A 13,340-nucleotide genomic window follows, 5' to 3' on the forward strand; every position below is an offset into this window, starting at 1 on the left:
TAAAATCCTCTAAGATGATGGGATAGACCTAACGTACCATTACGCCAGATCACAAGTGAAGTGCACTATTTTACTCATTTACAACTCAGATCACAAGTCTATAATAGCCCCGACATTATTTTTAAACGATGTAAAGGCAGTTAAATGATTGTTTTGGGCTTGGAAACTTCGTGTGATGAAACTGGGTTGGCACTCTATGACAGTGAACTCGGCTTGCTTGGACAGGTTCTATATAGCCAGATCAAACTGCATGCCGAATATGGCGGGGTTGTACCAGAACTTGCTTCGCGTGACCATGTCCGTAAAATGATTCCCCTGATCAATCAACTACTTGAACAAAGTGGTGTTCAGAAAAGCCAGATTGATGCAGTTGCCTATACGCGTGGACCTGGGCTAATGGGTGCCTTGATGACAGGCGCATTGTTTGGTCGTACTTTAGCATTTGCCTTTAATAAGCCTGCAATTGGTGTGCATCACATGGAAGGGCATATGCTCGCACCATTACTTTCAGAGAATCCACCAGAATTTCCATTTGTTGCATTATTGGTGTCAGGTGGACATACACAGTTGATGGCAGCCTATGGCATTGGTCAATATGAATTACTGGGGGAGTCGATTGACGATGCGGCAGGTGAGGCCTTTGATAAAGTCGCTAAAATGATGAAGCTGCCTTATCCAGGTGGGCCAAACATCGCAAAACTTGCATTGCAAGGGGATGCCCTAGCATTTGAGTTTCCTCGTCCAATGTTACATCAAGGTTTGGATTTTTCATTTAGTGGTTTAAAGACAGCGGTTTCTGTGCAGTTAAAAAAACTGGGTGAAGAAAACCGTGATGCTGATATTGCTGCCTCTTTTCAGGAAGCAATTGTCGATACATTGGTTAAAAAATCGGTTAAAGCCTTAAAGCAAACAGGTTTAAAACGTTTGGTGATTGCAGGCGGGGTCAGTGCAAATTTGCGTTTACGTGAGCAATTGGAAACCTCACTGAAAAAAATTAAGGCGCAGGTTTATTATGCTGAACCTGCCTTATGTACCGATAATGGCGCAATGATTGCGTTCGCAGGTTATCAACGTTTAAAGGCTGGGCAGCATGATGGTTTGGCTGTCACCACAACACCAAGATGGCCGATGACTGAGTTGCAACCAACCTAAAAATAGAATTGATGATTCTTGTTGGTTGATAGGCTTTAGATCGGTTTACGTTCTTATTTTATTTAAAAATCAAACCATTATTTATATGTATGGCAATGGCTTGGAGTCAACGCTATTGTGTTAAAGTATTGGATAAATTATTTATTTTGATGAGCTAAAACTCATTAGCGGAGTTCAGAAGTTGAAAATTTCTTATGTTTTTACCTGTGGTCGATTAGAGTCTTTGTTTAAGATTCTAAATCTTATTCAATCTAATGAAAATAAAGAAAAAAATGATAAAGTGATTGAACAGTTTAGAAAGGATATTTCCTTAGGGCGAACTTTTGAGGAAACTGAACTTTATCAATTGATAGAAGACAGTGAAGAAAAAATTGTGGTCAATCGCTTGAACAATATTCTTCGCGACAAACCCGCCCATCAGAATAAATTTGATTTTCAGGAATATAAAACGGGTGCCTGGTCTGAGTTTAACGATTATAAGCTGGCAGTTCGTTTCTCTAATGCCAAAACAGAGTTAAGTGAAAAGCACTTTGAAAAAACGGGTGAATACATGACCAGTCGAGGTATTGCAAAACTAACAGGTTTCAATCCAGCTAATATCAAGAATATGTTGCAACATAAAAGAGCTGTCGTGAAAAAAATGCTCATCACATTGGAAAAGTTGGCAAAAGAATATTGATAATCTATAAAATAAAAAATTGATGCAGGGAAAATTTATTTTTCTGCATCGAGATTTAAATTAATATCTGAATAATAAGAAGAATGATAGCAATTTATTCAAGATTGTTTTTACTATGGATAAAAACCAATCCATACACAGACCATTTCTTCTCTGATTTAAGATTATTGACTAAGTAAGCAATACACACCAATGCAATTGAACCTGATAAGGCTCACTAAAAGAGCGAGATAACAAGGTACATGTTTTAAATGTCAACAGACCCTAATTAAAAGCTTGCTTGGTTATCACATGATTTTAAGAACTGTCATTCAATGGTCATGGTTTTGTCATTTCGGAAGATTAGGCTACAGCAGTAATTTTATGGGGTAGCTATTATGATGAAGCAAAAAGTATTATTGATTTCAATTCTTACCAGTTTGGCATTAATGGGCTGTGGCAGTGACCATGATGACAATCAAAATACAGCAAAAATGTTAAGTACCGAGCAGACCTTAAACTTTGGTGATCGGGATTGCTGGTTGGGTGGAACAGTTAAATTGACAGGGCAAGATAAAAATAATAATGGAATTTTAGAGACTGATGAAATTCAGCAAACCACGCCGAGTTGTATCACAGAAAATGCTTTCGCTCGGGGGGTGCAGCTCACTTATCAGGTGATGGATCATCTGAAAGGTATTGCAGATGGGGCAAAGGCGGGCAATACCATTGAGTTTAGACAAGGTGGTTTCGGTTCTGATCTGGTGGCACATCCAACCAATAAAAACCAATTTTATGCCATTACAGATCGAGGCCCCAATGCCGATTACAACTTAAATAAAGACAATGGCAAGATGTTTCCTGATCCAGCATATGTGCCGCGTATTGGTCTATTTGAAGTACAAACCAATGGCACAGTGAAAAAGATTAAGGAAATTTTACTTAAGGATCGTAATGGGCAAAATATTTCGGGTCTACCTAATGCCAATTTTGGTGCAACCAAAGAAGCAGCTTACGACATTTATGGCAAATTATTAAGCCGTCAAACGGATGAATATGGTCTAGATGCAGAAGGTTTGGTTGCCATGAAAGATGGTAGCTTTTGGGTGAGTGATGAATATGGCCCACATATTGTTCATTATGATGCCAATGGTGTAGAAATAGACCGTATTAATGCTTTTGAAAAAGATACCCGCCGTGTTGGTGGCTATTTACTGCCTGCGGAATTTGCCAACCGTCGCCCGAATCGTGGCATGGAAGGTTTAACCATTACGCCAGATGAGAAAACCTTGGTGGGGATTATACAATCCACGATGGATAATCCAACAACAGCAGTCAATAAATCAGATTTAACCCGTATTGTAACTATTGATCTAGAAACTAAAAAGGTGAAGCAATATTTATATAAACAGGAGGGTGGAGCAAAAGCTTATTCCAACTCTGCAATTACAGCTTTAAGTAATACCAGCTTTTTAGTTTTAGAGCGAGATGGGGATTTTTATCGAGATAATCCAAATGCTTTTAAACGTGTTTATAAAATTGATTTGCGTAATGCAACCAATTTAGAAGATATTGCTGAAACAGCTCAGATTAAACAGGATGCTAAACTGGGTTTAACCATTGATGGACAAACTTTAGAACAATATGTTTTAGCAAAAGGTTGGGATGGGTTAAAAACACAGGGTATTTTACCCCCAACAAAAACGCTGGTTTTAGATATGATTGAGAAAGTCAAATTCCCTCATGATAAAATGGAAGGGTTGTGGCTGATTGATCATAAGCGTTTAGGTTTAATCAATGATGATGACTTTGCACTATGGGTAACCAATGGTGTTCTGGAGCAGAAATATTTAGATCAGGATAAGAAAAAAATTGACAGTAATACTTTATATATTATTGATGGATTGGATTTAAAAGCAATACCGTAAATTTTTGAGATGAAAAAGCCATCAATTGATGGCTTTTTATTTGAGCGAATTATACCATTTTTAATTGCTGCGAACCGATCCAGTGTTTTGAGAACTGGTATGCCGCACGGCCTGAACGCTGCCCGCGTGCCTGACACCATCTCAGTGCCTCAGCCCGTACTGTGTCATTATATTCCAGATCAGCCTTGCGAATATAATGTTCCACAATCTCCAGATAGAGCTGTTGATCCATTGGATAGAATGAAAGCCACAGTCCAAAACGATCAGAAAGTGAGATTTTTTCTTCAATCGCTTCCTGTGGATGCAACTCGGTATATTGCGGAACATCAACCTTACGCACAGGCGTATTTTCGTGCATAAATTCAGGCAATAAGTGACGGCGGTTACTGGTTGCATAAATAATGAAGTTGGTTGAACCAGATTGAAGCGAACCGTCCAGAACACTCTTTAAACTGCGGTAATTTTCGTCTTCCGCATTAAAAGCCAGGTCATCACAATAGACAATAAACTTTTCTGGGCGCTCGGCGATCAGTTTTTGAATTTTTGGTAAATCTGATAAATCGTCACGCTCAATTTCAATCAGGCGTAGACCCTGTACTGAGTATGCCGTGAGCAGGGCACGTACAATGGAGGATTTGCCTGTACCACGGGAACCTGTCAGCAAAATGTCATTGGCGGGGAAACCATTTAAAAACTGCAAGGTATTTTGGATAATCTTGTCTTTTTGGCGTTCAATCCCTTTTAAGTCTTCCAGATACATTTTTTTAGGTTGTTGAATTGCGACCAGTTGCTGATTTTCCCAGCGAAAAGCAATTGCTGAAAAATCAGTGGGTTGTCTTGGAGCAGGGAGAACTTGCTGGAGCTGTGTTAAAACACTGGATAATGACTGGAGAATAGATTCGGGTAAATCAAGGATAGCCATAAATACAAACCAAACTCAGTGATCAATAAATAGGGATACTATCACTGCTATAGCTAAAATAAAGGAAATATCATCAAAAATATGGAAATAAGTTGATTTTATCCTTGATTGTTGCAGCTGGTTTTTGCATTGTATAAGTGCAGGATTAGAAAAATATGATGCGCATCAGGATAACGAATGTTAAATAGAGTTCAAGAAAAAAAGAATACATATCAAACATATAGAATAGATGTGTTACAGGAACAATTACAACATGCCAGTTCTTATGAGGAGTGGAGAGAAATTGCACTCAAATTGGACGAGGAATCAGGCACAGAAGCATGGAAATATGACAATGAATCGCCCTATTTTGATGCTGAAATTTTGTCCAAACGCTATAATCTGCTAAAAAGATATCGGCTGCACCATCGTACCCTTGACCTGATTTATGTGTTAAGGGAGGGGCTGACCTATGATTTTGCCAATATTGGGCATCCCATGTTGTTTGCTGAAACGTATATCGGCACCAAAAAAATTATAGAAAATTATGTGGATGAGGTGAGTGACTGTTTAAGGTATTTGGCATCCAGTGAATGTATAACGTTTCAGCTCAAGGAGAAAATCCAGTTTTTTGAGGAATGTCAAAAAGCCTATGGTCAGCCTGCCTTAATGCTTTCTGGTGGTGCAACTCTGGGATTGTTTCATACTGGCGTGTCTAAGGCATTGCTGGAACAGGACCTATTGCCGAAAGTGCTGTCGGGTTCAAGTGCGGGCGCAATCATGACAGGGATGTTGGGTACTTCATCCGCCGATCAAATTCCAGAGCTACTGACAGGGAAGCATTTCTTTCATGAAGCATTTCGTTTTAGAAAGGTGATGGAACTCATTAAGGGCCATGGTGGAATTGCCGATGTGATGTACCTTAAAAAATTCCTGATTCACAATATGGGAGACCTGACTTTTGCGGAAGCGTATCAGCGTTCTGGTCTGCATATCAATATTGCAGTTGCACCTTACAATGCGTCACAAAACCCGCGTATCCTCAATGCCTTGACTACTCCGAATGCATTGGTCTGGAGTGCGGTGATGGCTTCCTGCGCGGTTCCTGTTTTGTTTCCACCCGTCCATCTGACCAGCAAACGCTACGATGGACAGCATACGCCCTATATGTCAAACACCAAATGGGTGGATGGAAGCATGCGTAGTGATTTTCCACAGGAAAAAATGGGGCGGTTGTATAATATCAACTACACCATTGCCAGTCAGGTGAATCCGCATATTGTTCCATTTATGCAGAGTGACTTGCAGCGTTATCGTAATGATGTGTTGAGCTGGCCTGAGCGGATTATCCGTCATCAGGGTAAAACTATTGCACTGGATGTGATGGATTTGACCCGTCATTATGTGGGAAGATTTTTCCCGATTCGCCGTGCCCTGGATCATGGTTATGGTATTTTAGGACAGCGCTATTATGGGGATGTCAACATTATTGCCAAATATGGACTGCGCCACTATGGCTATATGCTCAAAAACCCTCGCCCCAAGTTGTTTAAGATTTTGCAGCAGGAGGGTGAGCGGGCGACCTGGCCTAAAATCGCCTCTATTGAAACCCATGCACGTATTGGTAAAACCATTGAACATTGTTTAGCGTCATTACGCAAACAGGCAGAAAAGCAGCAGAATGAGTTTTATTACGTGGACCTTTGATTCGCAACTTCGGTTGGATGATCTTGCATTAAAAACCAAACCCCAAAGTTATGCCTTTGGACGGCGTTTATATACATTTCAGATCGAACAGCAAAAATATTGGCTTAAATTTCATCAAGCCCATATTCATCAGGTCTTAGAACATGCTTTTCTAAATGAGCTGGATTTTTATCGGCAGAATTCAATATCCAGAAAGCAATTTATTGTTCCTCATCAAATCATTCAGTTTGAAGAAAACACGCCGTTTCACAAACTTGCTTCCAGTGGGCAAGGACTGATCCTAGTGGATACAGAAGATTTCTTTACCAGTGTCCCCAGCGATGTGAGAATAATTCAACAGCAGATATTAAAGGCATTGGAAACACTGGAAAATATGCACCAACTAGGGTGGGTGCATGGTGACCTTAAAATTGAACATTTCCGTTGCCATGAAAATAGCTGCAAGCTGATTGATTTTGAGCAGAGCTTTAAATCACCCTATGCAACCCAGAATTTAACTGCCACACCGCACTATATGGCGCCAGAGCTTTTTCATGTAGAAAGGAAAACAGTTCAGAGTGATTTATATGCTTTTGGTATTATTGTCTATGAATGGCTCACTGAAACAAGGCTACAGGCCAAGACCTACCATGATTGGGCGGTATTGCATTGCCAGCAACTACAAATCCAGCTTCCTAAAGAGTTTGAATGCTTTTTTCCATTGCTGAATGGGTTGATGCAGAAGCATGTTGAACAGCGTTTTAAGTCGGTTTCAGATGCAAAAGACTGTCTAAACTCGACTATTTTGCTGTAAAAATAAACATAAATACTTGATTTGAATATTATATGTTCATTTGATTGGTTTTTTTAACAGAAACACTTGTCATCAAGGGCATTTCTCACTAATATGCATACCCATCGGGGGCGTGGCGAAATTGGTAGACGCACTGGATTTAGGTTCCAGCGCCGCAAGGTGTAAGAGTTCGAGTCTCTTCGCCCCCACCAAATTTAAAAAGCAAGGGTAACTTGCTTTTTTTATGGTTAAGTCGTTATGATTTGATCATGCTGTTATAGAGGATTGGTGTAATGGTAGCATGACGGTCTCCAAAACCGTTCGTCAAGGTTCGAGTCCTTGATCCTCTGCCAAATTTAAAAGGGACTTTTTAGAAGTCCTTTTTTTATTGCCATAATTTTTTATCTGTATATTAAAAAAGCATTAAGTTTCAGATGCATGGTTTTTTTATAAAAAGGGCTTGTCATCAGAAACGTTTATCTCTAATATACACATCCATCGGGGGCGTGGCGAAATTGGTAGACGCACTGGATTTAGGTTCCAGCGCCGCAAGGTGTAAGAGTTCGAGTCTCTTCGCCCCCACCAAATTTAAAAAGCAAGGATAACTTGCTTTTTTTATGGTTAAGTCGTTATGATTTGATCATGCTGTTATAGAGGATTGGTGTAATGGTAGCATGACGGTCTCCAAAACCGTTCGTCAAGGTTCGAGTCCTTGATCCTCTGCCAAATATTTAAAAAAGCCCTTGTTTTTTTACAAGGGCTTTTTTATGTTCATCTTTTCAGATGATGCTTTTTTTGAAATGGTCTATGTGTATCCAGCTAATATTGGCCCTCTATTGATGGTTTAATTACTACACAATCTAATCTGTTATATGTGTTAAATAAAATAGGTAAAGTACCACTTTTGGTACAGTTGTCTGTGTAGTATGTTCATGACAATAACGACATATGGGTCTTTTGACCATGATGAAAAATATAAACGGGATCATTTTATGACATCTTTACTCAGGCGTTTGGCCTTGCTCAATCAGGGCTTGGGAAAGCCTGATACATTTGGTGGAGGTTTAGCTGGGACTCGAAAAGCGATTGAGCATTTGGGCTATGTGCAGATTGACACAATATCGGTTGTAGAGCGCGCGCACCACCATGTGTTGTGGAATCGTGTTCCTGATTATGATTTAGAGCATTTGAACTATCTTGTTCGGGAGAAGTATATTTTTGAGCACTGGGCACATGCGGCTTCCTATCTTCCAATGCGTGACTATCGCTATGCAATTCCATTTATGACAGCCGTAAGAAATGGGGAGAATCGCTATTTTTCTAGGGGTGATGCTCATCTGATGAATGAAATTTTGGCTCGGGTTAAAGCTGAGGGTAAGATTAAACTAAGAGATGTGGGAAGCGGAAATAAGAAAAATACAGCAGGTTGGTGGAATGCTGGTCCAAGCCGTCGAGCCATTGAGCAACTGTTTATGCAGGGCGACTTAATGGTGTGTGAACGGAATGGCATGGAGAAAGTCTATGATCTTGCAGAGCGTTGTCTGCCATCCAATATTGACTTAACGCCACCCAGTACGCGTGAATTTGCGCAGTATTTATTTGATACGACATTGAGAACTCATGGTGTATTCACATGGAAGCAATTGGTGCATTTGCGAGCTGGAAAAGAATTGCGAGAGGTGATGCGTCGAATATTGAACGATCAAATTGATTTGAATGTTGTACAAAGCTTAAAAATGCCCGATGGACAAACAGTATATGCTACAACGGATGTACTAGAGCAAGCTTCATGTGTAGAACCAATCGTTAGAATTCTTTCTCCTTTTGATAACCTTGTTATTCATCGTGACCGCTTGAGCTGTTTATTTAGTTTTGAATATCGAATTGAGTGTTATGTGTCTGCAACCAAGCGTGTATATGGCTATTTTTGTTTGCCTTTACTCTATATGGATCATTTTGTTGGTCGAATTGACTGTAAGGTACATCGTGCTGAGCAACGGCTGGAGATTCTGAGTTTGCACTTAGAGAATGAAGCCATGCAAAACAATGATGCATTCATTGAGGCTTTAAATACAGCAATACAGGAATTTACGGTATTTAATAAATGTTCTATCATTGAAACTAAAAAGCGTGATTTGCAATTTTTGAGTATGTTAAATTAACAGATTGATGATTTATTTTTTTCAAAATTATCAATTAAAAATATAAAAATTAAAATGTTGGCGCATAAAAAAGCAAAGCCGAAGCCTTGCTTTTTTGGAGCTGAATAAAACTTAGATTTTGCTGATCAAGTCATTGATTTGTTTTGCTTGCTCAGCCGCATTTCCTGTATATGTTGCAGGGCTAAGCTCAGCTAGGCGCGCACGCTCATCTGCTGGAACCTGTGCGAGTTCATCACCATTCACAAAGTTCACCATCATGTCACGGGTCATGGCTTGACCACGAGTCAATGCTTTTAGTTTTTCGTAAGGCTTTTCAACGTTATAACGGCGCATCACGGTTTGGATTGGTTCTGCAAGAACTTCCTGTGCCTGATCTAAATCTTCATTTAAACGTGCAGCATTCAATTCAAGTTTACCAATACCTTTTAAGCAGGCATCAAAAGCAATCAGGCTTTGTGCAAAACCAACACCCATATTACGTAATACAGTTGAGTCAGTTAAGTCACGCTGCCAGCGAGAAATTGGAAGTTTTTCACCGAGGTGGCCCAATACCGCATTGGCAATACCCAAGTTACCTTCAGAGTTTTCAAAATCAATTGGGTTGACTTTGTGCGGCATGGTTGAAGAACCCACTTCACCATCTTTCAATTTTTGTTTGAAGTAACCCAGTGAGATATAACCCCAAACATCACGGTTAAAGTCGATCAAGATGGTGTTGTAACGGCGTAAGGCATCAAACAATTCCGCCATATAGTCATGTGGCTCGATTTGTGTGGTGTACGGGTTAAATGCCAAACCTAAAGACTCAACAAAAGCCTGCGCATGTGCGGCCCAATCAATTTCAGGATAGGCAGAAAGGTGAGCATTGTAGTTGCCGACAGCACCATTGATTTTGCCCAATAACTCAACATTTTCAAATTGCTTGATTTGACGTGCTAAGCGATAGGCAACGTTAGCCATCTCTTTGCCCAAAGTGGTTGGGCTCGCTGTTTGACCATGCGTACGAGACAACATTGGTTGTTCAGCATGTGTGATTGCCAAAGCTGAAATTGCATTCAGAATTTGTTTCATGCTTGCAATGAGAACTTCACGACCATTTTTAAGCATCAATGCATGAGACAAGTTATTGATGTCTTCAGAGGTACATGCAAAGTGAATAAATTCGCCTGCATTTTGTAATTCATCAATGTTGGCAATTTTCTCTTTAAGGAAATATTCAACTGCTTTTACATCGTGGTTGGTGGTGCGTTCGATCTCTTTGATACGGTTTGCATCTTCTTCAGAGAAATTAGCAACAATTGCATCTAGAGCAGCATTGGTTTCATTTGAAAATGCTGGGACTTCGATGATTTCTGCACGATTGGCAAGTGCTTGTAACCAACGCACTTCAACAGTGACACGAGCGTGGATTAAACCAAACTCAGACAAAAAAGGGCGTAGCGCATCACATTTGCTCGCATAACGTCCATCAAGTGGTGAGAGTGCGGTTAAAGCATTCATACAGATTCCTTAAAGTTTGGCTCTCCCTTGCGGAACTTTAGTCGTTCCTCAGGAGAGATTTAGAGAGGTTGTAAAACGACATAAAAATAAATTCGTTGCAGCATCGGTCTATACCACCTGATACTGTAAACGAGCGAGAGCTTGAATATCTTGCAATAATTTGCGTTTACTAAAGATCATACTCCACGAGCTGCCACCAAGTTGCCGCCATAAATGGGCAAGCTGTAAACCTGTAAACAGGCAGGCTCGGATTCGATTGGTATGATTGATGTCTTTAAATGCTTCGGCATTGCCACGCACCAGAATCCGTGGATTGATCTGGCCCGCCGTTTCAACATAGGTTTGTGCCAGATTGGCGATGATACTCGGGTGCAAATAGTTGTTATCGAAAAAGGATAACTGTTTTAGGATTTTTTGTTGGGCTGTTTCGATAATCTTGACATATTCAGGATTGCCATAGACTTTCTTTTCCAGTTGCAACAGGGCCATGGCATAAGACATGGGCAGTTTTGCAGTGGCAATTTTAGGAACGCGTGATTTAGGTGCGGTATTAAAAGGCTGGGTAATGCAACCCTCTAATGTTTTTAAACCCAGTGAAATGTCCGCAAGCTGGTTAAAAAAATCCAGGGTTTGGGTCGCATTATTGGTGGCAGGACGGATGTTTAGGCTGGCCTTGATCAATAACTCGAAATAAAAATTACCACTTTCACCAATACTTTGCTGACCTGCCATCGCCGTCATATGCGTTAGCTGGGTTGCCTGAAACACCGCAGCCAATGCCAAAGCACGGTTTTGTCGAACATTCAACGCCTGAGTGTGCTGAAAGGGTAACTCCACCATGCTTTGCTTCCAATCGGTTTGAATAAAATCAGCTTAAATAAAATCTGGTTGAGGTGCATTGGTGTGGTGAATCACACCACCACCTAAACAGACCTCACCCGAATAGAACACCACGCTTTGTCCAGGAGTCACGGCACGTTGTGGTTGGTCAAACTCAACCCGAATGCCATTTTCTGTGTGTTCATCACGATAAATTGTACACGCTTGATCAGGCTGGCGATAACGGGTTTTTGCCGTGCATCGGAAACCAGTGGCTGGGATGTCCTGTTCACCAGCAACCCAGTCAATTGACTCACTCCAGAGCTGTGTGCTTTGCATGAGTGGATGATCATGTCCCTGGCCAATCACCAGTCGGTTATTGGCAACATCCTTATGCAATACGAACCATGCCCCTTCTTGCACACCTTTCATACCACCAATACCAATGCCACCACGTTGACCGAGCGTATAGTACATTAAGCCGTGATGTTCACCAACTTGTTTGCCATTGTCCAGAACAATTTTTCCAGCCTGAGCAGGAAGATACTGTTTTAAGAAATCACTAAAACGGCGTTCACCGATAAAACAGATACCTGTGGAATCCTTTTTCTTCGCCGTCGCTAAATCAAGCTCTTCTGCGATTTTACGCACCTGCGGTTTTTCAATTTCACCGACAGGGAACAAAGTCTTGTTAATTTCACGACCATGAACTGCATGTAAGAAATAAGTTTGATCTTTATTGTTGTCAACACCACGTAATAACGGTGCATAGGTTTCACCACGTGAGTTTTGTGTACTCGCACCACGACGTGCATAGTGACCTGTTGCAATAAAGTCTGCACCCAAAGTCATGGCATGATCGAGGAAAGCGCGGAACTTGATTTCTTTGTTGCAGAGAATATCTGGGTTCGGGGTACGTCCAGCGGCATATTCAGCCAAGAAATGCTCAAATACACGATCCCAATACTCCATTGCAAAGTTTGCTGTGTGTAGCTTGATGCCAATTTTATCTGCAACGGCTTGTGCATCTGCCAAGTCTTCAAGTGCTGTGCAGTATTCCGTACCATCATCTTCTTCCCAGTTTTTCATGAAAAGACCTTCAACCTGATATCCTTGTTGAAGTAATAATGCGGCAGAAACAGAGGAGTCTACACCACCAGACATACCGACGATGACACGTTGTTGCATCTAATTAAGCGTCCAAATGAGAAGTGAATGAGGGAGAGAAAGGGTGCTCATAAATAAGCGATAAAGGATATTTTTTGCCAGCAAGGGCATCTTCAACTGCTTTTAAAACCAATGGACTACGCGCACGCGCTGATTCTTGTAACTCGTCCAGATTCATCCAGACCGCAGCGACTATACCTGTATCCAGTTGCGCATTTTCTTCTACAACAGTGACGTGCGCCAAGAAACAAAAACGGTAGTAAGTACGGTCAGGAAACATCGGTGGGGTATACGTATAGATACCGAGCAAGTGATCAACTTCGACGTGATGACCTGTTTCTTCTAAGGTCTCACGTATTGCTGCTTCGATAATGGTTTCACCACATTCGATATGACCAGCAGGCTGGTTAAACACGGTATGTACAAAGCCTTCGCTGTGTTCTTCGACAAACAGGAAACGTCCATCTTTTTCCACAACAGTGGCAACTGTGACATGAGGTGTCCAAGCGGTCATAGAAAGCACCATGGTTTTAAAAAACGTATTCTACAAAATTTGAGGGTTTTTGGCTATGAT

At 40.9% G+C, this 13,340-nt stretch carries 11 protein-coding genes, 4 tRNA genes and 1 pseudogene; 10 read left to right on the top strand and 6 right to left on the bottom strand.

Annotated features, from left to right (window positions below):
• Positions 1–144: 144 nt before the first annotated feature.
• Together tsaD and QLH32_RS17820 are read left to right on the top strand one after the other, a co-directional pair.
• Positions 145–1,152 carry a tRNA (adenosine(37)-N6)-threonylcarbamoyltransferase complex transferase subunit TsaD gene (gene tsaD / locus QLH32_RS17815; RefSeq protein WP_283267380.1) on the top strand — a complete coding sequence of 336 codons (1,008 nt, stop codon included), beginning with the start codon at positions 145–147 and terminating at the stop codon, positions 1,150–1,152.
• A 181-nt stretch (positions 1,153–1,333) separates the two neighbouring features.
• Entirely contained in the window at positions 1,334–1,831 is a 498-nt protein-coding gene (locus tag QLH32_RS17820; RefSeq protein WP_283267381.1) for a hypothetical protein, read from the top strand.
• Positions 1,832–1,925: 94 nt separating this feature from the next.
• On the opposite strand, the pseudogene QLH32_RS17825 reads toward QLH32_RS17820, so the two are convergent.
• Positions 1,926–2,042: pseudogene (locus QLH32_RS17825) on the bottom strand (HPP family protein); the annotation flags it as partial.
• A gap of 169 nt (positions 2,043–2,211) precedes the next feature.
• On the opposite strand from QLH32_RS17825, the gene QLH32_RS17830 reads away from it, so the two are divergent.
• Positions 2,212–3,738: an esterase-like activity of phytase family protein gene (locus tag QLH32_RS17830; protein ID WP_283269373.1), complete on the top strand. Its 1,527-nt coding sequence runs from the start codon at positions 2,212–2,214 to the stop codon at positions 3,736–3,738.
• A gap of 49 nt (positions 3,739–3,787) precedes the next feature.
• On the opposite strand, the gene QLH32_RS17835 is transcribed toward QLH32_RS17830, so the two are convergent.
• Positions 3,788–4,660, bottom strand: a complete 873-nt coding sequence (locus QLH32_RS17835; RefSeq protein WP_283267383.1) for an ATP-binding protein — start codon at positions 4,658–4,660, stop codon at positions 3,788–3,790.
• 177 nt (positions 4,661–4,837) lie between these two features.
• Here QLH32_RS17835 and QLH32_RS17840 point away from each other — a divergent pair, with 177 nt between their 5' ends.
• From QLH32_RS17840 to QLH32_RS17870, 7 genes are all read left to right on the top strand, one after another.
• The gene (locus QLH32_RS17840) at positions 4,838–6,346 is read left to right on the top strand and encodes a DUF3336 domain-containing protein (RefSeq protein ID WP_283267384.1); all 1,509 of its coding nucleotides are present in this window, start codon (positions 4,838–4,840) and stop codon (positions 6,344–6,346) included.
• On the top strand, positions 6,321–7,139 hold the full coding sequence (locus tag QLH32_RS17845; RefSeq protein WP_283267385.1) for a protein kinase domain-containing protein: 819 nt from the start codon (positions 6,321–6,323) through the stop codon (positions 7,137–7,139). Before QLH32_RS17840 ends, QLH32_RS17845 begins: the two co-directional genes overlap by 26 nt.
• 106 nt (positions 7,140–7,245) lie before the next feature.
• Positions 7,246–7,330 (top strand) — tRNA-Leu (locus tag QLH32_RS17850).
• Between the two features lie 67 nt (positions 7,331–7,397).
• A tRNA-Trp gene (locus QLH32_RS17855) sits at positions 7,398–7,471 on the top strand.
• Between the two features lie 147 nt (positions 7,472–7,618).
• Positions 7,619–7,703 (top strand) — tRNA-Leu (locus QLH32_RS17860).
• A 67-nt stretch (positions 7,704–7,770) separates the two neighbouring features.
• Positions 7,771–7,844, top strand: a tRNA-Trp gene (locus QLH32_RS17865).
• Between the two features lie 266 nt (positions 7,845–8,110).
• Positions 8,111–9,280 (top strand): winged helix-turn-helix domain-containing protein, encoded by a 1,170-nt coding sequence (locus QLH32_RS17870; RefSeq protein ID WP_283267386.1) that lies wholly within the window; start codon positions 8,111–8,113, stop codon positions 9,278–9,280.
• Positions 9,281–9,391: 111 nt separating this feature from the next.
• Here the strand turns inward: QLH32_RS17870 and purB are convergent, their stop codons facing one another.
• The 4 genes from purB to QLH32_RS17890 all read right to left on the bottom strand — a co-directional run bounded on the left by purB (position 9,392) and on the right by QLH32_RS17890 (position 13,280).
• The gene (gene purB / locus QLH32_RS17875) at positions 9,392–10,780 is read right to left on the bottom strand and encodes an adenylosuccinate lyase (RefSeq protein WP_267979079.1); all 1,389 of its coding nucleotides are present in this window, start codon (positions 10,778–10,780) and stop codon (positions 9,392–9,394) included.
• A gap of 108 nt (positions 10,781–10,888) precedes the next feature.
• Entirely contained in the window at positions 10,889–11,620 is a 732-nt protein-coding gene (hflD, locus tag QLH32_RS17880) for a high frequency lysogenization protein HflD (RefSeq protein WP_267979080.1), read from the bottom strand.
• 33 nt (positions 11,621–11,653) lie between these two features.
• Complete coding sequence (mnmA, locus tag QLH32_RS17885; protein WP_283267387.1) at positions 11,654–12,787, bottom strand: tRNA 2-thiouridine(34) synthase MnmA; 1,134 nt, start codon at positions 12,785–12,787, stop codon at positions 11,654–11,656.
• Positions 12,788–12,791: 4 nt separating this feature from the next.
• A complete protein-coding gene (locus QLH32_RS17890) occupies positions 12,792–13,280 on the bottom strand; it encodes an NUDIX hydrolase (RefSeq protein ID WP_283267388.1) in 489 nt (162 codons plus the stop codon).
• Positions 13,281–13,340: the final 60 nt, after the last annotated feature.

Source organism: Acinetobacter corruptisaponis, assembly GCF_030053775.1.
Taxonomy (GTDB): domain Bacteria; phylum Pseudomonadota; class Gammaproteobacteria; order Pseudomonadales; family Moraxellaceae; genus Acinetobacter; species Acinetobacter corruptisaponis.

Bases quoted from the DNA above. Each gene is read 5' to 3' on its own strand.
- tsaD (WP_283267380.1), top strand. From the start codon at position 145: ATGATTGTTTTGGGCTTGGAAACTTCGTGTGATGAAACTGGGTTGGCA.
- QLH32_RS17830 (WP_283269373.1), top strand. From the start codon at position 2,212: ATGAAGCAAAAAGTATTATTGATTTCAATTCTTACCAGTTTGGCATTA.
- QLH32_RS17835 (WP_283267383.1), bottom strand. From the start codon at position 4,660: ATGGCTATCCTTGATTTACCCGAATCTATTCTCCAGTCATTATCCAGT.
- QLH32_RS17840 (WP_283267384.1), top strand. From the start codon at position 4,838: ATGTTAAATAGAGTTCAAGAAAAAAAGAATACATATCAAACATATAGA.
- QLH32_RS17845 (WP_283267385.1), top strand. From the start codon at position 6,321: ATGAGTTTTATTACGTGGACCTTTGATTCGCAACTTCGGTTGGATGAT.
- QLH32_RS17870 (WP_283267386.1), top strand. From the start codon at position 8,111: ATGACATCTTTACTCAGGCGTTTGGCCTTGCTCAATCAGGGCTTGGGA.
- purB (WP_267979079.1), bottom strand. From the start codon at position 10,780: ATGAATGCTTTAACCGCACTCTCACCACTTGATGGACGTTATGCGAGC.
- hflD (WP_267979080.1), bottom strand. From the start codon at position 11,620: ATGGTGGAGTTACCCTTTCAGCACACTCAGGCGTTGAATGTTCGACAA.
- mnmA (WP_283267387.1), bottom strand. From the start codon at position 12,787: ATGCAACAACGTGTCATCGTCGGTATGTCTGGTGGTGTAGACTCCTCT.
- QLH32_RS17890 (WP_283267388.1), bottom strand. From the start codon at position 13,280: ATGACCGCTTGGACACCTCATGTCACAGTTGCCACTGTTGTGGAAAAA.